General features: G+C 61.1%; 26 protein-coding genes and 1 pseudogene. 17 read left to right on the top strand and 10 right to left on the bottom strand.

The window, feature by feature from the left end; translation table 11 throughout:
• Positions 1–12: 12 nt before the first annotated feature.
• The 3 genes and pseudogenes from C1M53_RS01830 to C1M53_RS01840 all read right to left on the bottom strand — a co-directional run bounded on the left by C1M53_RS01830 (position 13) and on the right by C1M53_RS01840 (position 3,028).
• Positions 13–1,524: a type II and III secretion system protein family protein gene (locus C1M53_RS01830; protein ID WP_129410680.1), complete on the bottom strand. Its 1,512-nt coding sequence runs from the start codon at positions 1,522–1,524 to the stop codon at positions 13–15.
• Positions 1,521–2,333 (bottom strand): Flp pilus assembly protein CpaB, encoded by an 813-nt coding sequence (gene cpaB, locus C1M53_RS01835; protein ID WP_129410681.1) that lies wholly within the window; start codon positions 2,331–2,333, stop codon positions 1,521–1,523. Before cpaB ends, C1M53_RS01830 begins: the two co-directional genes overlap by 4 nt.
• Before the next feature lie 177 nt (positions 2,334–2,510).
• A pseudogene (locus tag C1M53_RS01840) lies at positions 2,511–3,028 on the bottom strand (prepilin peptidase).
• Positions 3,029–3,232: 204 nt separating this feature from the next.
• Here C1M53_RS01840 and C1M53_RS01845 point away from each other — a divergent pair.
• From C1M53_RS01845 to C1M53_RS01855, 3 genes are all read left to right on the top strand, one after another.
• Positions 3,233–3,649, top strand: coding sequence for a pilus assembly protein N-terminal domain-containing protein (locus tag C1M53_RS01845; RefSeq protein WP_129410682.1), 417 nt, complete (start codon positions 3,233–3,235; stop codon positions 3,647–3,649).
• 139 nt (positions 3,650–3,788) lie between these two features.
• On the top strand, positions 3,789–4,385 hold the full coding sequence (locus C1M53_RS01850) for a TadE/TadG family type IV pilus assembly protein (RefSeq protein WP_129410683.1): 597 nt from the start codon (positions 3,789–3,791) through the stop codon (positions 4,383–4,385).
• 26 nt (positions 4,386–4,411) lie between these two features.
• Entirely contained in the window at positions 4,412–5,038 is a 627-nt protein-coding gene (locus C1M53_RS01855) for a TadE/TadG family type IV pilus assembly protein (protein WP_245488402.1), read from the top strand.
• Here the strand turns inward: C1M53_RS01855 and C1M53_RS01860 are convergent.
• Complete coding sequence (locus tag C1M53_RS01860; protein WP_129410684.1) at positions 5,035–5,994, bottom strand: PhnD/SsuA/transferrin family substrate-binding protein; 960 nt, start codon at positions 5,992–5,994, stop codon at positions 5,035–5,037. The genes C1M53_RS01855 and C1M53_RS01860 overlap by 4 nt on opposite strands.
• Before the next feature lie 157 nt (positions 5,995–6,151).
• Between C1M53_RS01860 and C1M53_RS01865 the strand changes: the two genes are divergently transcribed.
• The 9 genes from C1M53_RS01865 (at position 6,152) to C1M53_RS01905 (ending at position 15,650) form a co-directional block, all read left to right on the top strand.
• Positions 6,152–7,387, top strand: coding sequence for a phosphopentomutase (locus C1M53_RS01865; protein ID WP_129410685.1), 1,236 nt, complete (start codon positions 6,152–6,154; stop codon positions 7,385–7,387).
• On the top strand, positions 7,380–8,270 hold the full coding sequence (mutM, locus tag C1M53_RS01870) for a bifunctional DNA-formamidopyrimidine glycosylase/DNA-(apurinic or apyrimidinic site) lyase (protein ID WP_129410686.1): 891 nt from the start codon (positions 7,380–7,382) through the stop codon (positions 8,268–8,270). The genes C1M53_RS01865 and mutM overlap by 8 nt, the downstream gene beginning before the upstream one ends.
• Positions 8,271–8,306: 36 nt before the next feature.
• Positions 8,307–9,080 carry an enoyl-CoA hydratase gene (locus C1M53_RS01875; protein ID WP_129410687.1) on the top strand — a complete coding sequence of 258 codons (774 nt, stop codon included), beginning with the start codon at positions 8,307–8,309 and terminating at the stop codon, positions 9,078–9,080.
• Between the two features lie 158 nt (positions 9,081–9,238).
• Positions 9,239–9,505 (top strand): 30S ribosomal protein S20, encoded by a 267-nt coding sequence (rpsT, locus tag C1M53_RS01880; RefSeq protein ID WP_129410688.1) that lies wholly within the window; start codon positions 9,239–9,241, stop codon positions 9,503–9,505.
• Positions 9,506–10,327: 822 nt separating this feature from the next.
• Complete coding sequence (gene dnaA / locus C1M53_RS01885; protein WP_129415976.1) at positions 10,328–11,866, top strand: chromosomal replication initiator protein DnaA; 1,539 nt, start codon at positions 10,328–10,330, stop codon at positions 11,864–11,866.
• 198 nt (positions 11,867–12,064) lie between these two features.
• A complete protein-coding gene (dnaN, locus tag C1M53_RS01890) occupies positions 12,065–13,183 on the top strand; it encodes a DNA polymerase III subunit beta (protein WP_129410689.1) in 1,119 nt (372 codons plus the stop codon).
• A gap of 22 nt (positions 13,184–13,205) precedes the next feature.
• Positions 13,206–14,381: a DNA replication/repair protein RecF gene (gene recF, locus C1M53_RS01895; RefSeq protein WP_129410690.1), complete on the top strand. Its 1,176-nt coding sequence runs from the start codon at positions 13,206–13,208 to the stop codon at positions 14,379–14,381.
• A gap of 31 nt (positions 14,382–14,412) precedes the next feature.
• Positions 14,413–15,171, top strand: coding sequence for a molybdopterin-synthase adenylyltransferase MoeB (locus tag C1M53_RS01900; RefSeq protein ID WP_129410691.1), 759 nt, complete (start codon positions 14,413–14,415; stop codon positions 15,169–15,171).
• Positions 15,168–15,650, top strand: coding sequence for a GNAT family N-acetyltransferase (locus C1M53_RS01905; RefSeq protein ID WP_129410692.1), 483 nt, complete (start codon positions 15,168–15,170; stop codon positions 15,648–15,650). Before C1M53_RS01900 ends, C1M53_RS01905 begins: the two co-directional genes overlap by 4 nt.
• Positions 15,651–15,725: 75 nt before the next feature.
• On the opposite strand, the gene C1M53_RS01910 is transcribed toward C1M53_RS01905, so the two are convergent.
• Positions 15,726–16,727 carry a D-glycerate dehydrogenase gene (locus tag C1M53_RS01910; RefSeq protein ID WP_129410693.1) on the bottom strand — a complete coding sequence of 334 codons (1,002 nt, stop codon included), beginning with the start codon at positions 16,725–16,727 and terminating at the stop codon, positions 15,726–15,728.
• A 163-nt stretch (positions 16,728–16,890) separates the two neighbouring features.
• Between C1M53_RS01910 and C1M53_RS01915 the strand changes: the two genes are divergently transcribed.
• On the top strand, positions 16,891–17,448 hold the full coding sequence (locus tag C1M53_RS01915) for an SH3 domain-containing protein (protein WP_129410694.1): 558 nt from the start codon (positions 16,891–16,893) through the stop codon (positions 17,446–17,448).
• A gap of 52 nt (positions 17,449–17,500) precedes the next feature.
• Here C1M53_RS01915 and irrA read toward each other — a convergent pair whose 3' ends face one another.
• On the bottom strand, positions 17,501–17,902 hold the full coding sequence (gene irrA, locus C1M53_RS01920; protein WP_129410695.1) for an iron response transcriptional regulator IrrA: 402 nt from the start codon (positions 17,900–17,902) through the stop codon (positions 17,501–17,503).
• 279 nt (positions 17,903–18,181) lie between these two features.
• Between irrA and fabA the strand changes: the two genes are divergently transcribed.
• From fabA to C1M53_RS01940, 4 genes are all read left to right on the top strand, one after another.
• Positions 18,182–18,697, top strand: a complete 516-nt coding sequence (gene fabA, locus C1M53_RS01925; protein ID WP_054309101.1) for a 3-hydroxyacyl-[acyl-carrier-protein] dehydratase FabA — start codon at positions 18,182–18,184, stop codon at positions 18,695–18,697.
• 36 nt (positions 18,698–18,733) lie between these two features.
• Positions 18,734–19,957: a beta-ketoacyl-ACP synthase I gene (gene fabB, locus C1M53_RS01930; RefSeq protein ID WP_129410696.1), complete on the top strand. Its 1,224-nt coding sequence runs from the start codon at positions 18,734–18,736 to the stop codon at positions 19,955–19,957.
• Between the two features lie 10 nt (positions 19,958–19,967).
• Entirely contained in the window at positions 19,968–20,780 is an 813-nt protein-coding gene (gene fabI, locus C1M53_RS01935; RefSeq protein WP_129410697.1) for an enoyl-ACP reductase FabI, read from the top strand.
• A gap of 206 nt (positions 20,781–20,986) precedes the next feature.
• Positions 20,987–22,546 carry a bifunctional diguanylate cyclase/phosphodiesterase gene (locus tag C1M53_RS01940; protein WP_129410698.1) on the top strand — a complete coding sequence of 520 codons (1,560 nt, stop codon included), beginning with the start codon at positions 20,987–20,989 and terminating at the stop codon, positions 22,544–22,546.
• A 21-nt stretch (positions 22,547–22,567) separates the two neighbouring features.
• Here the strand turns inward: C1M53_RS01940 and C1M53_RS01945 are convergent, their stop codons facing one another.
• From C1M53_RS01945 to C1M53_RS01960, 4 genes are all read right to left on the bottom strand, one after another.
• Entirely contained in the window at positions 22,568–23,584 is a 1,017-nt protein-coding gene (locus tag C1M53_RS01945; protein WP_129410699.1) for a class I SAM-dependent methyltransferase, read from the bottom strand.
• The gene (locus C1M53_RS01950; protein ID WP_129410700.1) at positions 23,581–24,057 is read right to left on the bottom strand and encodes an SRPBCC family protein; all 477 of its coding nucleotides are present in this window, start codon (positions 24,055–24,057) and stop codon (positions 23,581–23,583) included. The genes C1M53_RS01945 and C1M53_RS01950 overlap by 4 nt, the downstream gene beginning before the upstream one ends.
• The gene (locus tag C1M53_RS01955) at positions 24,057–24,269 is read right to left on the bottom strand and encodes a hypothetical protein (RefSeq protein WP_245488404.1); all 213 of its coding nucleotides are present in this window, start codon (positions 24,267–24,269) and stop codon (positions 24,057–24,059) included. Before C1M53_RS01955 ends, C1M53_RS01950 begins: the two co-directional genes overlap by 1 nt.
• Positions 24,270–24,355: 86 nt before the next feature.
• Complete coding sequence (locus C1M53_RS01960; protein ID WP_245488407.1) at positions 24,356–25,492, bottom strand: hypothetical protein; 1,137 nt, start codon at positions 25,490–25,492, stop codon at positions 24,356–24,358.
• Positions 25,493–25,766 lie beyond the last annotated feature (274 nt).

Here is a 25,766-nt window from a genome sequence, read left to right on the forward strand (position 1 = left end):
TCCATTCCCCGCTTACTTGTAGATGAAGCCGACGACGCCGTGATATCGGCCGGCGGGTTTATCGGTCTGCATGGTGCCGTAAACTCGGTTGATGCGACCGAGGAACATGCCAGCTCCATCACTGGCTGCATTGAAATTGTCGTCGGGCTTTGCAAGGTCGTTGCGCGCAGTCGGACGGGCAAGATAGGGAGTGACGATCACGACGAGCTCTGTCTCGTTGCGCACGAAGTCGCGGCTACGGAACAAGGCGCCCAGAACCGGAATCTTGCCGAGACCAGGCAGGCCGCTGACAGCCTGACGGATGTCGTCTCGGACCAGCCCGGCGATCATCATCGAGCCGCCGGAGGGCAATTCGATGGTCGTGTCGGCCAAACGCTTGCGTATCGACAGAATGCTCATGCCTGGAAGATCCCTCAGGCCCTCCAGGGTTGCCGTACCTTCGGTCGTCGGCTCGGAAACGGACGTCCGAACCTTCAAGCTTATCCGCCCTGCGGAAAGCACAACCGGCTGGAATTCGAGCCCGATTCCGTATTCAAGGCGCTCGAACGTGTATTTTACGCCTTTGTCCTCCTCACCGGTGCGTTCCTTCACCATATTGAACTCACCACCGACCTTGAATGTGGCTTTCTCCCCCGAGACCGCCGTCAGCGTCGGCTCTGCCAGTGTTTTCATCACACCGGACTGCTCCATGGCATTGATGTATGCTTTCAGCGAATTGTTGCCGATTGCTGCGGTCGAGAATTGAGAGAGCGGTTTGCCCAAGCCATAGGGCGGCGAGCTCAGGGAGCTCCAGCTGATGCCATTCGAGCCGCCATTACCGACCATGTTGACGCCGAGCTGCTTCATGACCGACCGGCTTACCTCCGCCACAGTCACTTTCAGCGTTACCTGATCGTCGCCCATGATCTGGAGCAGGTTCACGATCTGGCTCTTCTGGCGGGTCTGGTCGGGGTTGTTGATGTCCACCCCGCCATCACGAGAGCCGCCCACCGCGGTTTGCGAATATTGGCCGGTGGTCGCTTCACCGCCTGTCACGAAGATGGTGGCGAGATCGACGGCACGCTTGGAATCGAGCGGCGTGTCGACGGTGCCTGTCAGGACGACGTTGTCGTTGAGAAGTTCGACCTTGATGCTCGAATTTGGAATGAAGCGTTTGAGGTATTCCTCAAGCCCCGCGACGTCGCGCTCGACTGCGAGATCAAGGCTCACGATCTGCTCGCCGTTGGGGCCGAAGACGAAGATGTTGGTTTCGCCGACTGCCTTGCCGAACAGATAGATGCGGCGCGACGTGCGCGTCACGGCGTCAGCCACCGTTGGATTGGCGACGAGGATGTCATAGGCGTCGTTCGGCAGATCGATGACGATCGACTTGTTGAGACCCAGCTTGACGCGCTGGCTGGCAGCTGTATTGCCGACACGCGCCTTGCCGCTCGCAGCCTGCGCTTCAATGGTGCTCGCCAGACCGGTCCCGAGCAAGAGGAGACCGACGGCAAGGGTGGTGGCGAACCGGGACATGACCTTCATTTCCTTGCCCCCACCTCGGAAACTTCGCCGGATTTGATGAGACGCACCGTGCCGCGCCGTCCGTTGCCCGAGACGAGGTAGTCGGCTTCGCTCACGTTCTTCTCCTGGGTGTCCTTGATCGAGCGCAGCGCCAGCGTCAGCCGATCGGCCATCTGCTGCGCCACGGTGATGATCTCGGCCTGCTGGGGCGTGAGTTCCAGCGTCGCCGTCTGGCCAACGCGGGTCTTCTTGCCTTCTTCGTCTTCCTGGATGGTCTGGTCGATCGCCAGGACCCGGATGTTCTTCAGAATGGTTTCCGTCGTGAAGCCACCACCGCTGTTCGCCGGATCGGCCTTGCGCGTCATGATGACGTCGACGAAATCGTTCGGCAGGATAAAACCGCCGGCAGACGTATCCGCGGCAATCGCCGTTGCAACGGCCCGGGTGCCGGACGGCAGTATGGAGGACATGAAACTCTGCCCCTCGCCGATGAGCTTGGAGCGGCGGACCGGTTCACCGGTATACATGGCAACGCGCGCGACCGAGCTCTTGAGCTTTTCAGCGGCTTCGGGGTCGCTGGCGCGGGTGATGAAGTTGGGATTCACGCCGTCGGCCGGCCAGGATTCCCATTTGATGCTGGATTCGAGCGGACTTCCCATCGCGACGTCGGCGCTCAGCACCAGTACGTCCTCCAGCGCGATTGTTGGCTGCTGGGGGCCTGTTTCGACGATTTGAGGTGCCGGCGGAACGGCCATGTTCTTGGCGACATAGCCGGCACCGCCCGCAGCGGCCACCGCCACACTCAAAATAATCAACCGGGATGCCGGCATCGCCCCAATCCACCCTGACAAACCACCTTAGCCAGGTCGGACTGTGCGTCCAAAATCGTCAAATTATGGTTAATGGAGTTCTAATTCGACGATCTAGAGGAATCGGTTTCCAATGGCCGCGCAGACACCCGCAAGGACAGTACAACCAAAAACTTCCGTGATCGACACGGTTTGCAACTAGACCGAGAGCTTCGCCAAGGCCCACAGCACCAGCGGCGATTCCGGAAAAGCAAGCAAACCGCCCAGGCCCAGTGCAATTCCGTAAGGCACGCCCACCTTTTCGTCGGCGAAATGGCGAAGGAACGCATTGTGGCTGGTAAGCAATGCCAGCGGCGATTTCCGGTAGACGAGAATGGCGAGCGTCAATCGCCGCCGATGAGGGATGCAAACACCAGATACTGGAGAAGGTTCATGTTGAAGCCCATCCAGATGGAGGTTGCAGCCAGAAGCTTGGCATCGCCCCCGCCCATGCCACCGATGGCAAACAGGCCGAAAGTAACGCACAGGACCAGCATGCCGGTTGCCAGATGCAGACCGTAAGCAGCCCAATCCATGCCGGTGAACGGTGCCACTGCCATGAAGGTCACAGTCAGAACCACCGACACACGGTTGGCGATCGTCATCGACAGCATGTCTGAGACCGCCGCGAACAGCATGCAGAAGGGAAAGACGACAAAGATCAGTGCTACAAGCATGGCCTGCCATGGAATGAACAGCGATGGGAAGACTCTAGTCCAACTCAGTTAAGGATAGATGAGCCGAACCACACAAAAGCCACGTATACTGCCTGCAGGCCGAGTCCATCGCACCGTTTTGCCCCCACCGACCAGGGCCATTTAACCCTTGGTTCACCAATCTCGTTCATCTTCCTTTCGATTTTTACCGTGCCGGAGACCGAGATGTCCCTGTCGAAACCGCTGATCGTGGCCATGGCCATCGCCGCCACGATTGCCTCACCCGCCTGGGCCGAGGTCGGTATCGAGGTTACCATGAACCAGGCCAGGATCGTGAAACTGCCACGGGCTGCCGACACCGTGGTCATCGGCAATTCGGCCATCGCCGATGCTGCCGTACAGGATGCCTCCACAATCGTGCTGACCGGCAAGGGTTTCGGCGTCACCAACATCGTGGCTCTCGACAGTCAGGGCAGCCCTATCCTGGACGAGCAGGTCACAGTCGTTCGCCAGGCCGTCAGCTCGGTCCGTATCTATCGACGCTCGCAGGTCCAGACGATGTCGTGCACGCCCTACTGCGAGAGCGCGACGAAGACCGAAGCCGAGAAGGTTTCCGAGACAGAAATGAACGCCGGCCAGTAAGCGGCTTCGAAGACGTTCGGTGCTCAGTCTGGTTAAGCTCGGGTAAAGACTTCATCCGCTACTTTATGGATCTGCAAAACGGGCCTTCAACAGGTTTGGTCTAGGCTTCCGGCGGGTTCGGCTTGAGGGTTCCAGGCGTATGGGGCAGGAAGACAAACGCGATAAGGCGCGCGCGACGCGGCGTGTTGGCTTTCTTGCCCGTTTCGCACGCGATCGTCGTGGCAGCACAGCCATCGAATTCGCAGCTCTCGCCATCCCCTTCGCGCTGCTTGTCTTCGCGATCCTCGAGAGCTGCCTTTCCTTTGCCGGCCAGGAAGTGCTGACAAATGCCACCGACGATCTCGCTCGCCAGTTGCGGACCGGCCAGCTTAAGGCCAATGCCGTCACCGTCGAGTCCCTGAAGACGAAGATTTGCGACCGGCTCAACGTGCTGACGGTCAACGACTGCACCAACCGCCTGAAGATCGACCTGCGTAACTACGCATCGTACAAGGATGCAGCGGATCATTCCTACCAGATCGTCAATGGCGACATCGTGCTCATGGACGGAGCCAATGTGGATTCCAAGCAGTTCGTCGCCGAACCTGGCGGCGAACAAACGATCAACATGCTGCGCGTCTTCTACAAATGGCCGGTGTTCACCGACCTGCTGAAAAAATCGATGGCCAACCTGAAGGACGGCTCCACCCTGCATTTTGCAACCAATACCTGGTCGAACGAACCTTTTGGCAAGTGACCGGGTACCCTCGCGAAGGAACCGAAATGCAGCTTCAAATGCCGAAATGGCCGACGGTTGCAAGGCTCACGGCCGCCGCGAAGAGGCTCGGCAGGGACAATCGCGGCGTAGCAGCGGTCGAATTCGCCTTCCTGGCTCCCATTCTGCTCATGATGTACTTCCTGACCCTGGAGGCGTCGCAAGCGATCGAAACCAACAAGAAGGTAAGTCGCCTCGGCAGCATGGTGGCTGATCTGATCGCGCAGAATCCAGCGAGTTCCATCACCAAGAGCGATATCCAAAGCGTGATGGATATCGGCAAGACGACGCTGCTGCCCTATGCTCGCTCCAAACCGACGATTACGATCACCGGCCTGCAGCTGACCTCGGATCCGACACCAAAAGCCAAGGTTGCATGGTCGCGCAAGCTGGACGCCGATACTTTCAGCCAAGGTCTTGCGGTGGGCACAGAAGTCACAATTCCTTCCGCGCTCGCTATCAAGGATACATTCCTGGTCAAGGTGGACAGCAACCTCGACTACAAACCGCTGATCATCTGGTCGGCAGGGGGTGAGCAGCTTGGACTGCTCAACACCTTCAAGAGCATCGCGATGGGCGAGAGCTATCTGCTGCGGCCACGCACCGTATCGAAACTCGATTGCACGGACTGCTAACGGACAGGTTCGTCGTTCGCTCGATCAGGTTCCGGTACCGGCTGGACAACCTCGCGCAGGATCGTTTCAGCCACTGCGTAGTCACGGTGGCTGACGGCAGCGAACCCGCCGGAGTGTCTGGGCTCCAGCAGGCCGTATGTTTCCGGCGTCTGCCCCTTGAGATTGGTCAGGAAGACCAAAAGACGCCGCTTGGCTTCCGGATCGAGGTTTTTCAACACAGCGTGCGGTCCATAGCGCAGCAGACCCGATTGCCAGATCACCTGAAGCGAACCCGCAGGCAGACCCGCCTCCGTCAATCTTGCGGTCGTGCCACCGGCCGCCGCATCGCTGCCGGAACCAGACGGTGTCCAGCCGAAGATGGCATCGGCCTTGTTGTCGACCAGCATCGCCTCGGCAGCAGAGGCCGAGGGGGCGCGCTCCAGAAACGGGCTCGCCTGCGAAAAGGAAATCTGGGCCGACGCCAGTTCCGCCAGAGGCAGCAGCCAGCCCGCAATGCTTTCTGCCGGTCCCACCGCGATACGATGCGCGGCCATGGCCTGTGGTGCGGAGACCTTTCCGTCCCGGGTGATCAGGATCGAACGGATACCGGTCGCCCCGTCGTCATCCGTCGGCGCGACAAGCGGCTCGACGCAGCCGCAGCGCTCGGACGCCGCCGCATAGGCCAGTGCAGAATAGATTGCGTATTCGACGCGGCCGGCCGCCTGCGCGTCGATCAGCGTCGCGTAGTCCGGTGCGACCAGGAACTCGACCTTCATGCCGAGCGCCATGGAATAGGCCCGCGTCAAGGCTGAAAGACCAGGCACCGTGTTGCCAGCGCCTGGTTCCGCGACGATCCCGATCCTGAATGTGCCGATGTCGTCGCGCCAATCGGCGTGTGCGGGCGAAATGGCGATGGTCAGTGCCGCCGTGGTGGCCAGGATCTTCAAACGGCGCAGGAGACGAAAACGACGCAGCATCGGTCCAGGATTGATCCTCTTGCGCAATTCGGACGCGGCTTTGCAGAGAAGTCGCTTGCCTCCATTATCGACGCAAGCCGTTGCCGTTTGGTTTCCGAATTGCCAACGCCGTTGCGCGATCCTATGTCTTGGCCGACAAACAAACCGACAGGCTCGAATGGCGCGCGCTTTCATCTTCGTTCTGGATTCCTTCGGTATCGGCGGCGCAGCCGACGCCGACAAATACGGCGACGCAGGCTCTGACACGTTTGGTCACATTGCCGAAGCCTGCGCCACGGGAAAGGCAGACCGTGACGGTCTCCGCAACGGACCGCTCGCCGTGCCCAACATGGCAGCACTCGGCCTCGGTCGCGCCGCCAGGACGGCAACGGGTTTTGTGTTTCCCGACGCCCCTGCCGGACAGGGTACTTTCCACGGCGCAGCGCAAGAGGTTTCGAGCGGCAAGGACACGCCCTCCGGTCATTGGGAGATCGCTGCTCTGCCGGTTCGTTTCGACTGGGGCTATTTCCCCAATACCATCCCGGCCTTTCCCGCCTCGCTCACCGAAGCGATGATCCATGAAGGCAAGGTGCCGGGCATCCTCGCCAATCGCCACGCATCGGGAACCGGCGTGATCGAAGAGTTCGGCGAGGAACACATCCGCACCGGTATGCCGATCTGCTACACGTCGGTGGATTCCGTGCTGCAGATCGCCGCGCACGAAGCCCATTTCGGCCTCGAAAGGCTGTATGATTTCTGCAAGATCGTGCGGCGACTTGTCGATCCGTTGAACATTGGCCGGGTCATCGCACGTCCCTTTATCGGCGAAACCGCTGCAACCTTCAGCCGCACACCCAACCGCCGCGATTTTTCCGTCCCCCCGCCCGAGCCGACACTTCTCGACCGACTGACGGCGCGCGGCAGCCGCGTCATCGCCGTCGGCAAGATCGGCGACATCTTTGCCCATCGCGGCATTTCGGAGGTGCGGAAAGCGCCGGGCAACATGGCGATGTTCGACAAGGCGCTCACCGCGATCGACGATGCGCGCGACGGTGATTTCGTCTTCGCCAATTTCGTCGACTTCGATACCGATTTCGGTCATCGCCGTGATGTCGCCGGCTATGCAGCGGCGCTCGAAGCTTTCGACAAGCGCATCCCCGAAGCCCTGGCAAAACTGCGGACTGGCGATCTCTTCATCTTGACCGCCGACCACGGCAACGACCCGACCTGGCGGGGCACAGACCACACACGTGAGCGAATTCCAGTGATCGGCATGGCCCCGGGCCTTAAAGGTGGCGACATCGGACTCAGACCAACTTTTGCCGACATCGGCGAAACCGTGGCCGAACATCTCGGCCTGGCGACTGGGCGCCATGGCACCTCGTTCCTCGCTGAGCTTGGTGACCATGCCTGAATTGCCAGAAGTTGAAACCGTTCGGCGCGGGCTGCAACCGGTCATGGAAGGTGCCCGCATCACGGCCGTGGAGGCGCGCCGCCCTGATCTGCGCTTTCCTTTCCCGGAACGCTTCGTCGAACGTCTCCAGGGCAGACGTATCACCGCGCTTGGCCGACGCGCCAAATATCTGACCATGCACCTGGATGACGGGCCATTGCTGATCTGCCATCTCGGCATGTCCGGCTCCTTTCGCATCGAACAGGCCAATGGCACCGATATGCCGGGTGACTTTCACCATGAGCGTTCGAAAGCCGAAGCGCACGACCATGTCGTATTCCATCTCGAGCCGGCGCTCGGAGGCGAGGCGCGTGTCGTTTTCAATGACCCACGTCGCTTCGGCTTCATGCTGTTCGGTGAAGGCACGGCCGGCGAGCACCCCATGCTGAAGGATCTCGGCATCGAACCGACCGGCAATGCTCTGGACGGCCCGCTGCTTGCCTCCCTCTTCGAGGGCCGCAAGACGCCGCTCAAGGCGGCGTTGCTCGATCAGCGACTGATTGCCGGCCTCGGCAATATCTATGTCTCGGAAGCGCTGTGGCGTGCCGGCCTTTTACCGACGCGCGCGGCCGGCACGATTTCCGGAACCGGCAGGAAGGCTCGAGAGCAAAGCGAAAAGCTGGCCGTGGCGGTGCGTTCGGTGATCGCCGACGCGATCGCAGCCGGAGGCTCTTCGCTGAAAGACTATGTGCATACGGACGGCTCGCTGGGTTATTTCCAGCACTCCTTCGCCGTTTATGACCGTGAGGGAGAGGCCTGCTCCAAGCCGGGCTGTGGCGGGCATATCGAACGGATCGTTCAAAGCGGCCGCTCCACGTTCTATTGCCGCTCCTGCCAGGAGTAGGTTAGACGGGTCTCACCGCAATGAGGAGACCCAGCCATGGCCTATGAAACCATCATCGCCGAAACCCGCGGCAAGGTCGGGCTGATCACGCTGAACCGGCCCAAGGCGCTGAATGCGCTGAATTCACAGGTGCTCGCCGACATCCTCGAGGCGGTGAAAGCCTTCGAAGCTGACGCCAACGTCGGGGCAATGGTGATTACCGGATCCGAAAAGGCCTTCGCCGCCGGCGCCGACATCAAGGAGATGCAGACTAAGACCTATGTCGAGGCCTTCATGCAGGACTTCTTCGTCGGCTGGGAGGAGCTCACCCGCGCCCGCAAGCCGGTGATCGCGGCAGTGGCCGGTTATGCGCTGGGCGGCGGCTGTGAGCTGGCGATGATGTGCGATTTCATCATCGCCGCCGACAATGCCAAGTTCGGCCAGCCCGAAATCACGCTGGGCGTCATGCCCGGCATGGGTGGGTCGCAGAGGCTGACACGCTTTGTCGGCAAGTCCAAAGCCATGGACATGGTGCTGACGGGACGCATGATGGACGCTGCGGAAGCGGAGCGCTGCGGTCTCGTCTCGCGTATCGTGCCGGCGGCTGAGCTCCTCGACGAGGCGCTGAAGGCCGCAACCAAGATCGCCGACTTCTCTCTGCCGGCCGTCATGATGGCCAAGGAAGCCGTGAACCGCTCCTACGAGACGACGCTGGCCGAAGGCCTGCGATTCGAACGGCGTGTTTTCCACTCGATGTTTGCGCTCGATGACCAAAAGGAAGGCATGGCCGCTTTCGCCGAGAAGAGAAAAGCCAACTTCAGCAACCGTTGAGGCCGCCAATGCACGGAAAATACACGCCAACGACGTTGACGCGTCGGAAAAGCTGAACTATAAGCCGCCACGACTGAGGCGGCCCTATGGCTGCCCATTGTTTTTTGCGCCCTGCGGCACGCCGCAAACGCTTACCACAGAGATAGAAGAGAGGCAGTATGGCCAATACCTCGTCGGCCAAGAAGGCTACGCGCAAGATCGCCCGCCGTGCGGCAGTGAACAAGAACCGCCGTTCGCGCGTGCGTACCTATGTGCGGAAGATGGAAGAAGCGCTGGCAGCTGGCGACAAGGTTGCCGCCGAGGCCGCCTTCAAGGATGCCCAGCCGGAATTGATGCGCGCCGCCACCAAGGGCGTGCTGCACAAGAACACGGCTTCCCGCAAGGTCTCGCGCCTTGCCCAGCGCCTGAAGACGCTGTCGGCCTAAGCCACAAGGCATCACGAAATTCTGAGAACCCGGCGCTCACGCGTCGGGTTTTTTCGTTTGCCGGCAAGGACTTGAAATGAACGTTCAACAACTGCCGCTACGGCAGTTATCGAACATGTCGAGAACTTTGCCGGCATCTTTGTTCAGGACGCGGTCACGAAACCACGACTGAATCCCGGACGGCATAAATAACCTTTTAACTTCAGCAGGTTAGCAAAGACCGACGCGGGATTGTCCACAGCTTGTTCACATCGCCAGCCGGGCTTCGGGAAGAACTCAATGTCAAGCGATTTTTTAAAAATTATTTCGCGCCAGCTACCCTTTTTCATATTCGCCGGAAAAGGGTTTGAATCACAAGAACTTTGCCTCGGGAGGCGCGCGTAAGGGGACCAAAAAGCCCCTCGGTGGTTGCCAGATTCGTTAAAAATCCGTTAGACGCGGCCTTGCCCTTTCCACAGCGATTTCTGTAATGTCTGGTCATCGAGAGGGGCGGGCCGTTAGGCTCTCGACCTAGCCCAAAAACAGGCAAAATCTGCAACGCGGGAGCAATTCCGCGAAAGGCTAGGTCTGTCCTTTCGATGCGTAGTGGGGACCGGGGTTAACAGGGCATGGCAGGTCGGACGTAGCTGGCATTTTTTGCCGGGTGGGTTCGTTTTGTCTTTGTCGCTTCGGGTTGCATCGATGGGGGTTGTTTACCCTTCCATGCGCTAGACCATGTTTCCAGCCAGCGGCGGCTGGAAGCTTGGGAGGTACCAGACCGCGAGAAGGCCGCGAAGATCGGCCCACCGGTACAAGTCAGACAAAGTAACGAGGATCTGAATGATACAGAGTGGCACAAACAGGGAGCTCGGCGGCAGCTTTCCTTTTTCCGGGGACATCGTCGGAGAAGGCGCTATGGCTGCAAGCAACGAGGCTGAACAACGTTTCGAGCGTATCAGGGCACAGCTGAAGGCGCGCCTCGGCAGCGAGGTCTATTCCAGCTGGTTCGGCCGCATGAAGCTTGTGGAGCTCTCCAAGGGCGTCGCCCGCATGTCGGTGCCGACCGCTTTCCTGCGCTCGTGGATCAACGGTCACTATCTCGACGTCATCACCGAGCTGTGGAAGCAGGAAGAAACCGGTATCCTCAAGGTTGAGGTGGTCGTTCGCAGTGCCACGCGCCATGCCGCCCCTGATCTGGAAGCTGCCCCGCTGCGCAAGGTCGCCAAACAGGCGCAGACCACGCTGTCCTCCGGCACCACGTTGGGCGCCGGCAAGCAGGAGCGTGCTCCCCTGGCCCGCGGCGCAGCAGCCGAGCCGGATTTCCGCCAGAATGTGCTCGGTTCGCCACTCGACCCGCGCTACACCTTCGGCTCGTTCGTCGAAGGCCCGTCGAACCGCGTGGCTTTCGCGGCAGCGCGTGCCGTTGCCGAGTCCGCTTCAAGCGCGGTGCGCTTCAACCCCTTGTTCCTCCACGCTACCGTGGGACTGGGCAAAACGCATCTCCTGCAGGCGATCGCAGCGGAATCGCTGCGCCACAATCCGAAGTCGCGCGTCGTCTATCTGACCGCTGAGTATTTCATGTGGCGCTTCGCCACCGCGATCCGTGACAACAACGCGCTTACCCTGAAGGAACAGCTGCGTGACATCGACCTGCTGATCATCGATGACATGCAGTTCCTGCAGGGTAAGTCGATCCAGCACGAATTCTGCCACCTCATCAACATGCTGCTCGACAGCGCCAAGCAGGTGGTGGTTGCCGCTGACCGGCCGCCGTCCGAACTGGAGTCGCTGGAGCCGCGCGTCCGCTCGCGTCTCAATGGCGGCGTCGCGCTCGAGATGGCTGCACCTGACTACAGCATGCGTCTCGCCATGCTGAAGCAGCGTCTGACCACTGCCAAGCAGGACGACACCTCGCTCGACATCGCCGACGATATCCTCGACCATGTCGCCCGCACTGTGACCGGCTCCGGCCGCGAGCTGGAAGGCGCTTTCAACCAGCTGCTTTTCCGGCAGTCGTTCGAGCCCCAGATCACGATCGACCGCATCGACGAGATCCTCGGTCATATCTATCGCACCGGCGAACCGAAGCGCGTGCGCATCGAGGATATCCAGCGCATCGTGGCACGCCACTACAATGTCTCGAAGACGGAACTGCTCTCGAACAGGCGTACCCGCACCATCGTCAAGCCGCGGCAGGTGGCGATGTATCTTTCCAAGGTGCTGACTCCGCGCTCGCTGCCGGAAATCGGTCGCAGGTTCGGCGGCCGCGACCACACCACAGTTCTCCACGCCGTCCGCAAGATCGAGGATCTGTCGGGCGCCGACAACACGCTGGCGCAGGAGCTCGAACTGCTCCGCCGGCTGATTAACGACCAGGCTTGACGAGCCGGGCGGCAACGAAGCCGCCGGCACCCGCCGTTATCCCCGACAAAGCCCGCGGAACCGCTCGCTGCCGGTTCCGCGGGCTTGCGTTCAAGGGGTTTTTCCTGTCAGCTTGGCTAGAATCTGAATGTGTTCAGACCTTTCGCAGGGCGCCGTTTCTCGGAACCTCGAAAGTCATTCAAGCGAGCCTTTATCGTCATGCGTGTTATCCTCGAACGGTCCAATCTCCTGAAATCCCTCAACCACGTCCACCGCGTGGTCGAGCGCCGGAACACCATCCCGATCCTGTCCAATGTGCTGTTGATGGCCGAGGGCGGCAGCCTGGAGATGAAGGCCACCGACCTTGATCTGGAAGTGACCGAAGCCGCCCCCGCCAAGGTGGAACAGTCGGGCGCCACCACCGTGCCGGCGCACCTGCTCTACGACATCGTGCGAAAGCTCCCGGATGGCGCCGAGGTGATGCTGAAGACGGACGAGGACGGCAATGCCATGACCGTCATCTCCGGCCGGTCCAGCTTCCGGCTGCAGTGCCTGCCGCAATCCGACTTCCCGGAACTGTCGGCCGGCACCTTCTCCCATATCTTCCGGCTTGAAGCGACCGCTCTCAAACGCCTGATCGACAAGACCCAGTTCGCGATCTCGACCGAAGAGACACGCTACTACCTCAACGGCATTTTCCTACACACCCACGAGGTGGGCGGCAAGCTCAAGCTGCGTTCGGTGGCGACCGACGGTCATCGCCTTGCGCGCGCCGAGATGGATGCACCGGCGGGCTCGGAGGGCATGCCGGGCATCATCATCCCACGAAAGACCGTCAGCGAGCTGCAGAAGCTGGTCGACGATCCGGATGTCGCGGTAACCACCGAGCTTTCCGACACCAAGATCCGCCTCACCATCGGCAGCGTGGTTCTTACATCCAAGCTGATCGACGGCACCTTCCCCGACTACCAGCGGGTCATTCCGACGGGCAATGACAAGAAACTGGTCATTGATCGCCAGAGTTTCGCGGCCGCGGTTGACCGCGTTTCCACGATCTCCTCGGAACGAGGACGTGCGGTGAAGCTATCGATCTCCGATGGCCAGGTCACGCTGGCGGTCAACAATCCCGATTCCGGCAGCGCGACGGAAGAATTGGCGGCCGACTACGCCGCCGATCCGATCGAGATCGGCTTCAACGCGCGCTACCTGCTCGATGTTGCCGCTCAGCTCAGCGGCGGCGAGGCGAGGTTCATGCTGGCGGATGCCGGTTCCCCTACCCTGATCCACGACACCAGCGACGAGAACGCGCTCTACGTGCTGATGCCAATGCGCGTTTAGTCGCGCGCATCGCCTTGATCACATGACAAACGAACCGAGCCGGGAAGGCGCAGTCGGCGCACAGACCCACCTCACCCGGCTCGCCCTCACCAATTTCCGCAACTATGCAGCGCTGTCACTTGACCTGAAACCGGGCGCCGTTGTCTTCACCGGCGACAACGGTGCGGGCAAGACAAACCTGCTCGAGGCCATTTCGCTTTTCACTCCGGGGCGTGGCCTGCGCCGAGCGCCCTACGGCGACGTCGCCCGCGAAGGGAGCGACGGTGGTTTCGCGCTGCATGTCCGTCTCGACGGCCCTTCCGGAGAGGCCGAGATCGGTACCGGCGTTGCAGGTGGTGACGCCCCCGGCGAAGGCGGTCGGCGCGTGCGTATCAATGGCGCGGCGGCACGTTCGGCCGAAGATATGCTGGAATGGTTGCGCGTCGTCTGGCTGACACCGGCGATGGACGCGCTGTTTACAGGCCCCGCCGGCGATCGCAGGCGCTTCCTGGACCGGCTGGTGCTCGCGATCGACGGCAGCCACGGCCAGCGAGCGCTGGACTACGAAAAGGCCATGCGCGGCCGCAACCGCCTGCTTGCCGAGGGCACGCGCGACAGCGCCTGGTTCGACGCGATCGAGACGCAGATGGCTGAGACTGGCGTGGCGATCGCAGCCGCCCGCAGCGAAATGGTACGGTTGCTGTCTGCGATGATCGAGAAACTGCCGGGTGACGGACCTTTTCCGCAGGCTGACATTGCACTCGCAGGCGAGCTCGAAACTGAAATCGATACCATGCCGGCGGTCGAGCTGGAGGAGAAGTTCCGCCGGGCGCTCGCCAGTGGGCGCGACCGCGACCGTGCCGCCGGCCGCACGCTGGACGGACCGCATCGGTCGGATCTGCTGGTACGGCACCGCCCGAAGGCAATGCCGGCGGAGCTCTGCTCAACCGGGGAACAGAAGGCATTGCTGGTCGGACTGGTGCTCTCCCACGCCCGCCTCACCGGCGAGATGTCCGGTCTCACCCCCATCCTGCTGCTTGACGAGATCGCGGCGCATCTCGATGCAGGTCGGCGCTCGGCGCTTTTTTCGATCCTGGAAGAGCTGAATTGCCAGGCGTTCATGACAGGCACCGACGCAGCACTGTTTTCCAGCCTGCGCGGTCGCGCGCAATTCCTCAGTGTCGACCACGGCGCCGTTGTGCCAACCGCTGACGCCTGACAACCGCCAGGCAGGACGGTATGGTGCCCGCATGAACACCCCTGCCCTCTCCGACGAAGAACTCGAACGCTACGCGCGCCATGTCGTGCTTCCGGAAATCGGCGGAGCTGGCCAGCAGAAGCTGAAACGAGCCCGCGTGCTGGTTCTCGGCGCCGGCGGGCTTGGTGCGCCGGTGCTGGAATACCTCGCGGCAGCCGGCATCGGCACGCTCGGTATCGTCGACGACGATACCGTGTCGCTTTCCAATCTTCAGCGCCAGGTCATTCACGACACGGGCGCGGTTGGAACATCGAAAGGCGAGAGCGCCAGGGCCGCGATTGCCCGCATCAATCCGCATGTCATCGTGGAATTGCACAATTTGCGCCTGACGGCTGAAAACGCAGCAGGCATCGTTCGCGCCTATGATGTCGTGGTGGACGGCTCAGACAACTTTGAAACCCGCTACGCGCTGGCCGATGCCTGTACGGAGGAGAAGAAACCGCTCGTACATGCCGCCGTCGGCCGCTTCGACGGCTCGATCACCGTCCTGAAACCCTTTGAAACCGGGACCGACGGACGCCCGAACCCGACATATCGCGATCTCTTCCCTGAAGCACCGCCACCTGGCCTGGTGCCGTCCTGCGCGGTTGCCGGCGTCCTCGGCGCGCTCACCGGCGTTATCGGCACCCTGCAGGCAATGGAGACGATCAAGCTCGTAGCCGGAATCGGTGAACCCCTGGTCGGGCGCCTGCTGCTTTACGACGGGCTGGCCGCGCGTTTCGACACCATTCGCTACCGGAGCCAGGGATGAGCACCGAAATCGCAGTGAGCAGACTGCCCGCTGATTTCGAACGCTGGGACGAACTACTCACCCTGATCATGCGCGCCTTCGCCTACATGGATGGGGTGATCGACCCGCCATCCTCCGCGCACCGGCTGTCGGTGGATGGCCTGCGCGAAAAGGCAGGCACGGAAACCGGCTTTCTCGCGATGCAGGACAATCAGATCGTCGGCTGCATCTTCGCTGCCGAGCACGCGCAGCATTTCTATGTCGGCAAGCTGGCGGTCGAGCCTGGCTTCCAAGGCCGAAAGATCGGACGCGAGCTGATGCGAGCCGCCGAAGCTCTTGCCCGCGCCGCCGGCAAGCCTGTGCTCGAATTGCAGGCGCGTGTGGAACTGACCGGCAACCAAGCGGCTTTCAGCCGCCTGGGCTTTGTCGAAACCGAGCGAACCGCCCATGCCGGCTACAACCGACCGACATCGGTGACGATGCGCAAGACGCTGTCATAGGCCCGTTATCGCAGTGTTCGGTTCGCGACGCCCCCGCGTGCAGAGGCGCCGCCCGATATCTGTCAGAAGCGACGATCAGGCTCGGGCCGGCAGCACGCGATCCGGTGGACGATGTCCGTCGAAGAAGGTGCGGATATTGATGATGACCTTCTCGCCCATATCGATGCGCCCTTCCAGGGTCGCCGACCCCATGTGCGGCAGCAGCACCACCTTGTGCTTTGCGGCGAGCCTGAGCAGCTTGGTGTTCAGCGCCGGCTCGTTCTCGTAGACGTCGAGGCCGGCGCCGGCGATCTTGCCATCCTGCAGCAACTTGATCAGCGCATCCTCGTCGATGATGTCACCGCGCGCCGTGTTGACGATGTAGGCGGTGGGTTGCAGCAACGCCAGCCGCCGGGCTGAAAGGAGATGGAAGGTGGCCGGCGTCGAAGGGCAGTTGACCGAAATGATGTCCATGCGGGCCAGCATCTGGTCGAGGCTTTCCCAATAGGTTGCCTCGAGTTCGTCCTCTACGCTTTGCAGGACGCGATGGCGGTTGTGGTAGTGGATCGAGAGCCCGAAAGCCTTGGCGCGGCGTGCGACCGCAGTGCCGATACGGCCCATGCCGACGATGCCGAGTCGTTTCCCCCAGATACGCCGGCCAAGCATCCACGTGGGCGACCAGCCGGGCCATTTCCTGTCCCCGGCGAGCACGTTGGAACCTTCGGCGAGCCGCCTCGGCACCGCAAGCATCAGCGCCATTGTCATATCGGCGGTGTCTTCGGTCAGCACATTCGGCGTGTTGGTGACTGCGATACCCTTTTTCGAGGCCGCGGCGACATCGATGTGATCCACGCCATTGGAGAGGCTGGCGATCAGCTTGAAATTCGGCCCGGCCTGCTCGATCAGCTCGGCATCGATGCGATCGGTGATGGTGGGAACCAGCACATCGGCTTCCCGCAACGCCGCGGCAATCTCCTCGCGCGACATCGGCTTGTCTTCAACATTCAGCTTGGCGTCGAACAACTCGCGCATCCGCGTCTCGACAGGATCCGGCAATTTGCGCGTGATCACAACGAGAGGCTTCTTTTTGCCGGCCATCGTTTCCTCGTTCCCGGGATGCTGTTGAGACCTCTTTAACCAAGACCGGCGAAACTGCAAACTGGTCTCGGTAGCCATGCCTCATGTAACAAGTGGGACCGCCGAAGACAAAGAAAAAGGCGCGCGCACAGGATCGCCGACGGCGCCGGAAAAAGGAACGAACGTGTCTGGTTTCGCGTCGCTACGTCTGATTCTCTCCGCGACAATGCTTGGCCTGCTCACGCTTACTCCGGTCGCGACGGCGCAAAATGCCGCAGCGCCGGTTCAGACGGTGACGTTGGGGCCAAGCGGCCTGCCGTTGCCCCGGTTCGTCAGCCTGAAATCGGCCCGGGTCAATTCACGCGTCGGCCCGGGCGTCAATTATTCGGTCGACTGGATGTACACCAGGGCGGGACTGCCAATGGAGATCGTGCAGGAGTACGACACCTGGCGGCGCGTGCGTGATGCCGACGGTTCCGAGGGCTGGGTGAGCCAGGCTCTGCTGTCGGGCAAGCGCACCGCGATCATCGCGCCTTGGCAACGCGGCAAGGATATCCGCATCAATCTCGTGAAAAGCGCGGCCAAGGATGCCAGCGTGGTCGCTATGATCGAGCCTGGCGTCATCGGCTCCATCAAGTCCTGTGACGGGCAATGGTGCGAGATGAGCCTGAGCGGCCATACCGGCTGGATCAGCCAATCGCTGGTCTGGGGTGCCTACCCCGGCGAAAAGATCAACGAATAGCAGCAGTCCGGCGACACAGCATCACTGCCGGATCGATTCTATCGGGCGGAGATCAGTCGCGCTTGGGACGCAGGCGCACCACCACGTCGACATTGGCAATTTCCATGCCCTCCGGCGGCTCCGGGAGGTTGCCGACCGTAACCGGCCCGCTTTCAATGTCGAAAACCCGGTTTTCACCTTCGATAAAGAAATGATGATGGTCGGAGGTGTTGGTATCGAAATAGGTGCGGGAACCTTCGACAGCCAGGATGCGCAGCAAGCCGGCTTCGGTGAACTGATGCAGCGCATTGTAGACCGTGGCCAGCGAAACAGGCACACCGGCGGCCAGCGCCTCTTCATGCAGTTCCTCTGCCGACAGATGACGATCGCCCTTGGCAAACAGCAGGTCAGCCAGTGCAATACGCTGGCGAGTCGGCCTCAGGCCGGCTTCGCGTACCCGCTTGTCCACAGTCATGCCGTCTTTCCGATCGTCCAAACCGATCAACCCACCTTCATGTTCCACCCGCAACTGCCCACCGACAGCGGCAAAAATCAGGCGGAAATCCACGTCCCGTATTATGTCAGATATATTCTGTAGGCCAAATCCGATCAATAGCGCGCATTGACCCGGGGAAATGGGCAGGCTAGAGCCAGCGCGACATCTCCGGCGTCGCTTTCCGGCGCGAAGCGGACTGTGTTACTAGAAATCGGACACGGGCATGACATCGCCCGGCGAACGACGGGGAAAGACTAGATGGCGGATCGGAAATCGAGCTACGACTACGACGATCTGCTGGCGTGCGCGAAGGGCGAGCTGTTTGGCCCCGGCAATGCCCAGCTTCCTTATCCGCCGATGCTGATGTTCGACCGCATTACCGAGATCAGCGAGACTGGCGGCGCTTTCGACAAGGGTTTCGTGCGCGCCGAATTCGCCATTCACCGCGACCTCTGGTTCTTCCCTTGCCATTTCATCGACAATCCCGTGATGCCTGGTTGCCTGGGCCTCGACGCGCTCTGGCAGCTCACCGGCTTTTTCCTTGGCTGGCTCGGCGAACCGGGCAAGGGCATGGCACTGTCGACGGGCGAAGTTAAGTTCAAGGGCATGGTCACGCCTTCCGTCAAGAAGGTGGAGTACGGAGTCGATTTCAAGCGCGTCATGCGCGGCCGACTGGTGCTCGGTATCGCCGACGGCTGGTTGAAAGCCGATGGAGAACCCATATACGCGGCCACTGACCTGCGGGTGGGCCTGGCAAAACAGTCAGCTGCCTGACACCTGCACTCAACGAAAAAAAACGAGGAGCGCAACATGAGACGGGTCGTAGTCACAGGCCTCGGCATCGTATCGTCCATCGGCAACAATGCCGAGGAGGTCAGCGCCTCTCTCCATGACGCCAAATCCGGCATCAGCTTCTCCAACGACTTCGCCGAGCATGGTTTCAAGTGCCAGGTCTGGGGCGCCCCAAACCTGGATACGACAGACCTCGTCGACCGCCGTGCTGCTCGTTTCCTGTCGCAAGGCGGCATGTGGAACCATGTCGCCATGAAGCAGGCGATCGCCGACAGCGGGCTCGAGGAAAACGAGGTTTCCGGTAACGAACGCACCGGCATCATCATGGGCTCCGGCGGTCCGTCCACACGCACGATCGTCGAGGCTTCGGAAACGACGCTCAAGAACAGCAGCCCCAAGCGCATCGGACCGTTTGCCGTGCCGAAGGCGATGTCGTCGACGGCCTCGGCGACGCTGGCAACCTGGTTCAAGATCCACGGCGTCAACTATTCGATCTCGTCTGCCTGCTCGACTTCGGCCCACTGCATCGGCAATGCGGCGGAGATGATCCAGTGGGGCAAGCAGGACATCATGTTCGCCGGCGGCCACGAGGATCTCGACTGGACGATGTCCAACCTCTTCGACGCGATGGGCGCGATGTCGTCCAAATTCAACGATCGCGCCGCAACCGCCTCGCGTGCCTATGACGTCAACCGCGACGGCTTCGTCATCGCGGGCGGCGCGGGTGTGCTGGTGCTGGAAGAACTCGAGCACGCCAAGGCGCGCGGCGCCAAGATCTACGCCGAACTGACCGGCTACGGCGCAACCTCCGACGGCTATGACATGGTTGCCCCGTCCGGCGAAGGCGCTATCCGCTGCATGCGACAGGCGCTCGCGACGGTGAAAAGCCCGGTCGACTATATCAACACGCACGGCACCTCGACGCCGATCGGCGACTCGAAGGAGATCGGCGCAATCCGTGAGGTGTTCGGCGACAGGCTGCCGCACATAACCTCGACCAAGTCGTTGACAGGTCATTCGCTGGGCGCGGCAGGTGTGCAGGAATCGATCTATTCGATCCTGATGATGCAGGGCGGCTTCATCGGCGAAAGCGCGCATATCGAGGAACTCGATCCCGAATTCGATGGTGTGCCGATCGTGCGCAAGCGTATCGACAACGCCAAGATCGACACCGTGCTGTCCAATTCTTTCGGCTTTGGCGGCACCAACGCCACGCTCGTCTTCCAGCGCCATTCCGCATAGGGATTTTCACATGGACGGTTTGATGAAGGGCAAGCGCGGCCTGATCATGGGCGTTGCCAATGATCATTCCATTGCCTGGGGCATCGCTCAGAAACTCGCCGAACAGGGTGCCGAGCTGGCCTTCACCTACCAGGGCGAAGCCTTCGGCCGCCGGGTCAAGCCCTTGGCCGAGAAGGTCGGCGCTTCACTCGTCGTGCCATGCGATGTCGAGGACAGTGCCTCGGTCGCAGCCACCTTCGATACGCTGAAGAGCGCGTGGGGTAAGCTCGACTTCATCGTCCATGCCATCGGCTTCTCGGACAAGACCGAGCTGAAGGGCCTCTATGCGGACACCACGCGCGACAATTTCGTGCGCACCATGGTGATCTCCTGCTACTCCTTCACGGAAGTCGCGCGCCATGCCGCGGCGTTGATGCAGGACGGCGGGTCTATGATCACCCTCACCTACGCCGGCTCGGTGCGGGTGATGCCCAACTACAATGTCATGGGGGTGGCCAAGGCGGGCCTTGAAGCCAGCGTGCGTTATCTCGCCAACGATTACGGCCCGCGTGGCATCCGCGTGAACGGCCTGTCGGCCGGTCCGGTACGGACACTCGCAGGTGCCGGCATTTCAGATGCGCGCTACATGTATTCCTACCAGCAGCGCAACGCGCCGCTGCGCCGCACCGTCGGCATCGACGAGATCGGCAACTCGGCGCTTTACCTGCTTTCCGATCTCTCGTCTGGCGTGACCGGGGAAATCCACTACGTCGATTCCGGCTATCATGTCGTGTCGATGCCCACGCTCGACGAACTGAAGCGGCTGGATGGCGGCAAGGATTGAAGCCGCAAGGCTCGCGCTAGCCCCGTCGATTATCCTCACCAAAGTAGAAAGAGCCTATCGTCCACAGCGAAGGATGGGCCCTTGCCTTTTGGTTAACTTTCATGAAACGTTAGTCAACTTTTGTTGCCGATAAAATGCGACGAATCGCAGGAAACTTATTTTAAGAGGATCGCGGTTAGAACATCCTGCAGATTGGGACCCTGCGTATGCCCTCTGTCAAGAATCCTGGCCGAACGCCACTTTTCCGGCTGATCACCATCGCCAGCGCGGGCATGGGCAGCTTCATCCTGGGCTTGTGGGGCATCAAGATCGGTCTCGGCGACAGCCTGGCAGAACTTCCGCTCAACACACTCGTGGCCATCGTCGCAGGTCTTTGCGCGCTGGCTGCGGCCTGTGCAGCGATGTCCTTCTTCGCCGGTGTCGACGAATCCGCTGATTACGTTTTCTCCGAAACCAATTTCGACAAGCTGACGGGAACGCTGGCCAAGCACGCCATGGTCGGCAAGGTGGCGGAGGCTGCCTCCTCCACGCTCAAGACCGGCGAGCCGGTCTACCTGCTCAACATCGACATCAATCGTTTCAGCCAGATCAATGACGCGATCGGCTACACGCAGGTCGATGATCTCATCCGACTGTTCGCCCATCGCCTGAAAGCGCTTCTGCCGCGTGAAGCCGTCGTCGGCCGCGTCGGCCCGGGTGAATTTGCCGTACTGTATCCGGACAAGCGCCTGCCGGGGTCGATGGAGGCACTGGTCGAGCAGCTGATCGATGATCTGATCGCCCCCTACCAGCTGAAGACCCATCAGCAGTCGGTCAGCCTCTCGGTCGGCGTCGTGGCCATGCCAAAGGACGGCATCGATCCAGTGCTGCTTTTGCGTCGGGCCAATCTTGCCTTGCAGAACGCGCGAGCAACCAACGCCGCCGGCACGTGGTCGGTCTTCCAGCCGGAAATGGGCAAGGTCGCGGATCATCGGCAATGGGTGGAGTCCGAACTGCACACGGCGTTCGAGCGCGGCGACTTCGACTTGCACTATCAGCCGCAACTCGACCTCGCCGCAGACAGGGTCGTGGGCTACGAGGCGCTGATCCGGTGGAATCACCCGGAGCGCGGAACGATCGCGCCGATGGAATTCATTCCGCTTGCGGAAGAAACCGGAATGATCGGCCCGATCGGCGAGTGGGTGCTGCGCAAGGCCTGCAGCGACGCCCGCCACCTGCCGGAAGACTGTTTCGTGGCGGTCAACATCTCGCCGGTACAGTTCATGACCAAGGATTTCCTGGCAATGGTGCGCAACACCATCGCCAGGACCGGCATCAAGCCGTCAAGGCTGGAGCTGGAGGTGACCGAGACCGCGATGATGCAGGACAAGGAACGCGCCGCCGCTATCCTCAAAGAATTGTCCGACATGGGCATTTCGGTCGCCGTCGATGATTTCGGCACGGGCTATTCCAACCTCAGCTACCTGATCGACTTCTCGTTCCACAAGTTGAAGATCGACCGCTCTTTCGTCAGCCGCATCGACACCGATTCCGGCTCCGGAGCAGTCGTCTCGACGATTGTCGGCCTGTCGCGCGCACTGGGCGTATCAACGATAGCCGAAGGCGTGGAGACCGAGAGCCAGGCAACCATGCTGAAGGCTGCAGGCTGCGAGGTGGTGCAAGGCTACCTGTTTGGCAAGCCGGCGCCGCTGCGTGTCATTGGCGGACAGGCGCAAAGCGTCGAGCATCTGGCTCAAAACCAGCGTCGTGCCGCAAACCTGCACTAACAGACAGGCGTTCTCCGCCGATCAGCGACGCGCCAACAGCACCTTGAAAGCGTCATTGCGCCCCAGTTCCACGTGATTTGCAAAAGCGGTGGCGAGAACGGGTTCGTACGGTAACTGCCGGTTCGCCACCATGAACAGGCGCCCACCCGGTCGCAATGCCTTCGCCGCGGCGCGGATGATCGAAGCCCCAAGCTGTGGTTCTGCCGCGTGGCCCTGATGGAACGGAGGGTTCATGACGATCGCGTCATAGCGCTCGCCGACCGCTTCAGTTGCAAGATCATGCCAGAACCGCCTCGCGGGAAGGCCCGGCATCAGCCGTGCCAACGTTCGGCCCGCCGCCTGCAAAGAGGCATGGTCGGCCTCATATAGGTCAAGCCCGCTCAAGCCAGCAGCCCGCTCGGCCAGTGTGACCGACAAGTAGCCCCAGCCCGCGCAGAAATCGGCGACATGGCCCTTGATATCTGCAGGCAGATACCCGCCCAGAAGCCGTGACCCCGCGTCGACGCGATCGAAGGAGAACATGCCGGGCGCGGTCTCGTAGCGATCTTCGACCAGAAGCGACGGATTGGCAGCACGCAACCTGGATGCAGCCTCGCTACCTTGTCGGGCGAACCAGAAGACCTGACCATGGTGTTTCGAAAGATGGCCCTCTATGTCAACGAATTCCCCCAGCCGCTTGCGGAGGCTCGCAATACCATCTTCCTTGCCGCCCGCGACGACGATCCGGCCGTCGTCGGTCGTGCGTTCGATGGCTTCGGCAATGCGCGTTTCGTTGAGGCCGCGATGGCGACCCGCAACAACCAAGGTGAGGTCGTAGCCCTCCCCTTCGGGCTCAGGCGCAACCAAGTGCGCAGACGCTGCCAGATGGCGAAAATCCGGGCGAAATCCCTGAACAAGGTGCAGAGCAGCCCCGAAGCCAGCGGGCAGCCGAAACCCCGGCAGAGCGCCGAGAAAGAGCGCACGTGTGCTTTTTCCTGGCAGAGGCAACACATCGGCCTCAAAAGGATGGAACAGGGTTTTGAGCGTATCGGAACTCATGACGGGACGTTCTGCCGCGGATGACTGGGATCCACGGCACCTTGCAGATAATCGGCGATGCGAACGGACCATCCGTCGATGTCTGCGCGGAAGGCTTCCTGCGTCATCCCTGCCACCATGTCCTGCCCTTTCGCAGTCAGCGGCACATAGCCATAGGAGACAGCCACCCTGGTTCCATCACCGTCAGCACAGCAGTCCACCTGGACGAAGGCAACCCGCAAAGCCGGCGTTGTGCGGAGGTAACGGACGTGGTGTCGCCCCGGCTGCCAATCCAGGCAGGTCCAGATCGTCGCTTCCTCGCCGCTGCCGGTGCGAAAGATCATGTCCTGGCCGGTCTCACCTGTTGCTGGAAAGATGTAGTCAGGCAACCAGCCCGGCACCCAGGCTTCCTCCCCTTTCGGGCTGAACAGAAGGAATGCCTCATCGACCGGCAAGGCGACATGAATCTCATGCCTGAAATCGCGGCGCATCATCAGGCATCCTTGTCAGGATGGAGATGACTGTCCGCGCTGGTCAGCCGGCAACCGTAAGCATCCCTCAACTTTGCGATCGTAGCCAGCGTCTCGCTGGAGAAGGCCGACCTGCCTTCGAAGGCATGCAACACAATGCCTTCGAGCAAATCGCCGAGGCTCATGCCTTTTTCAGCCGCAAGGCCTTTCAGAACCTTGAGAAGCGGCGTCGCCAAGCGTACGCCCGTTTGCGTTCTATCAATCATGCCATATGTTACCAAGGTACATCGGTAACTTCAAGGCATCATGTGAAACGCCTTGTTCAGAAAAAGTCCGTCGAAAGCCTGCTCCAACCTTCTCCCGCAAGCCCACCGATGAAGATATCGTTCCGCTGAGCCGCATTCAGGAATTCGGCGCGTGTGGTGCCGATGCAGACATTGGCCCGGTGGCGAAAGAACATGACCGGCTGCTGTGACAGCGCGGCCAGGTAACGGGGCTCTACACGACCTTGCGCCGCTACATATCCCCTGTCCTGGAAATGCAGCAGCATCGCATCGACAGCCTGCTTCTCCGCACCAGACCTTGCAATGACGTTCAGGACCTCCGCCACACCGTTCGATTGGCTGTAGTAGCAGCAAAGCCCATTTGGGACGCCCGCCTGATCTTCGATCGAAAGCAGCTGAAGCATCCCCGCGGCTCGATTGTCCGCCGCCATACGAAGGAGCCAGTTCAGATCCCGCCCTGTCCAGGCCGGATGTGCCGCATAGCTCTGGAGTAGACCGGGAATGAGAGAAACGGCTTCGTCCTGTGCTACTTCCTTCACCGCGGCACGGGATTTTCCAGCGTTGCTGACCCGGGGAAGCGGGAACAGCGGATTGAGCATCCTGCCAACAGACGCAGCGCCAAGTTTGCCCAGGATAGGACGCCGCTGTGTCATGAGATTCACAGCATAACTCGCCGGCTTGAATATGCGGGTCCACCCGAGCGCGTATGTGGTGAGCGATATGCCACCGACGGCTTCGAAATGTCTAAGGCTCACCGGCGCCGCGCTGTCGCTGAATTGTACCGTCTCTTCGCCAGGGCGCAGGGCAAGCGTCAGTTCGGCGGGTCCGCGAGGAGCACCTCCCGGCTTCATCATGAAAGCACAGAGCAACCGCCCCATGATCGATCGTCCGCCGACGGTGTAGGGAACCGGCAGGATAGAGACCGCGCTGTCTATTTCCCCGCGCTCATTTTCATGCACGACGCTCCCGATGATGGGATCGTAGTAGGGATTTTCGAAGAAGAGTTGCTGAAAGTAGCGATCGAAATTTTCGTTGCAGGATGTCGAAACGGGGCGGAAAACCTGTTTGAAAAGAGCACGGATGGCCGGGATGTCATCAATCTTCATCGCGCGCACGCGTCGCGATTTCACGTCCCTTACAGATGCCGAGATATACCCCACCCAGGCCTCTTTCACTTGGTTGTCTTGGCTGGCTCCTGCATCTCGACCTTGGCAGACGGATGAATGACGTAGCCCACGATGTCAGCGCAACACTCACCTCAATTACGTAAAGAATCGCTGAAGTAGTTACCGCTGTTTCCGGGATAGGCGCAGACAACCCGGTCATGCCCCGCTGCAGCAGGGGTAAGCCGCCGCGGCCTTGTCATGAGCAGCCTCAAGCGGTGCTCGGTAGCGACATAACGCGAAGGGCGACCAGCGGGTTTGTCCGCGCTGGTCGCCCCAAGCATAT

The organism is Mesorhizobium sp. Pch-S, from assembly GCF_004136315.1.
Taxonomy (GTDB): Bacteria; Pseudomonadota; Alphaproteobacteria; order Rhizobiales; family Rhizobiaceae; genus Mesorhizobium.

Coding starts and splice junctions, on each gene's coding strand:
- C1M53_RS01830 (WP_129410680.1), bottom strand. CDS start 1,524: ATGAAGGTCATGTCCCGGTTCGCCACCACCCTTGCCGTCGGTCTCCTC.
- cpaB (WP_129410681.1), bottom strand. CDS start 2,333: ATGCCGGCATCCCGGTTGATTATTTTGAGTGTGGCGGTGGCCGCTGCG.
- C1M53_RS01845 (WP_129410682.1), top strand. CDS start 3,233: ATGTCCCTGTCGAAACCGCTGATCGTGGCCATGGCCATCGCCGCCACG.
- C1M53_RS01850 (WP_129410683.1), top strand. CDS start 3,789: ATGGGGCAGGAAGACAAACGCGATAAGGCGCGCGCGACGCGGCGTGTT.
- C1M53_RS01855 (WP_245488402.1), top strand. CDS start 4,412: ATGCAGCTTCAAATGCCGAAATGGCCGACGGTTGCAAGGCTCACGGCC.
- C1M53_RS01860 (WP_129410684.1), bottom strand. CDS start 5,994: ATGCTGCGTCGTTTTCGTCTCCTGCGCCGTTTGAAGATCCTGGCCACC.
- C1M53_RS01865 (WP_129410685.1), top strand. CDS start 6,152: ATGGCGCGCGCTTTCATCTTCGTTCTGGATTCCTTCGGTATCGGCGGC.
- mutM (WP_129410686.1), top strand. CDS start 7,380: ATGCCTGAATTGCCAGAAGTTGAAACCGTTCGGCGCGGGCTGCAACCG.
- C1M53_RS01875 (WP_129410687.1), top strand. CDS start 8,307: ATGGCCTATGAAACCATCATCGCCGAAACCCGCGGCAAGGTCGGGCTG.
- rpsT (WP_129410688.1), top strand. CDS start 9,239: ATGGCCAATACCTCGTCGGCCAAGAAGGCTACGCGCAAGATCGCCCGC.
- dnaN (WP_129410689.1), top strand. CDS start 12,065: ATGCGTGTTATCCTCGAACGGTCCAATCTCCTGAAATCCCTCAACCAC.
- recF (WP_129410690.1), top strand. CDS start 13,206: ATGACAAACGAACCGAGCCGGGAAGGCGCAGTCGGCGCACAGACCCAC.
- C1M53_RS01900 (WP_129410691.1), top strand. CDS start 14,413: ATGAACACCCCTGCCCTCTCCGACGAAGAACTCGAACGCTACGCGCGC.
- C1M53_RS01905 (WP_129410692.1), top strand. CDS start 15,168: ATGAGCACCGAAATCGCAGTGAGCAGACTGCCCGCTGATTTCGAACGC.
- C1M53_RS01910 (WP_129410693.1), bottom strand. CDS start 16,727: ATGGCCGGCAAAAAGAAGCCTCTCGTTGTGATCACGCGCAAATTGCCG.
- irrA (WP_129410695.1), bottom strand. CDS start 17,902: ATGACTGTGGACAAGCGGGTACGCGAAGCCGGCCTGAGGCCGACTCGC.
- fabA (WP_054309101.1), top strand. CDS start 18,182: ATGGCGGATCGGAAATCGAGCTACGACTACGACGATCTGCTGGCGTGC.
- fabB (WP_129410696.1), top strand. CDS start 18,734: ATGAGACGGGTCGTAGTCACAGGCCTCGGCATCGTATCGTCCATCGGC.
- fabI (WP_129410697.1), top strand. CDS start 19,968: ATGGACGGTTTGATGAAGGGCAAGCGCGGCCTGATCATGGGCGTTGCC.
- C1M53_RS01940 (WP_129410698.1), top strand. CDS start 20,987: ATGCCCTCTGTCAAGAATCCTGGCCGAACGCCACTTTTCCGGCTGATC.
- C1M53_RS01945 (WP_129410699.1), bottom strand. CDS start 23,584: ATGAGTTCCGATACGCTCAAAACCCTGTTCCATCCTTTTGAGGCCGAT.
- C1M53_RS01950 (WP_129410700.1), bottom strand. CDS start 24,057: ATGATGCGCCGCGATTTCAGGCATGAGATTCATGTCGCCTTGCCGGTC.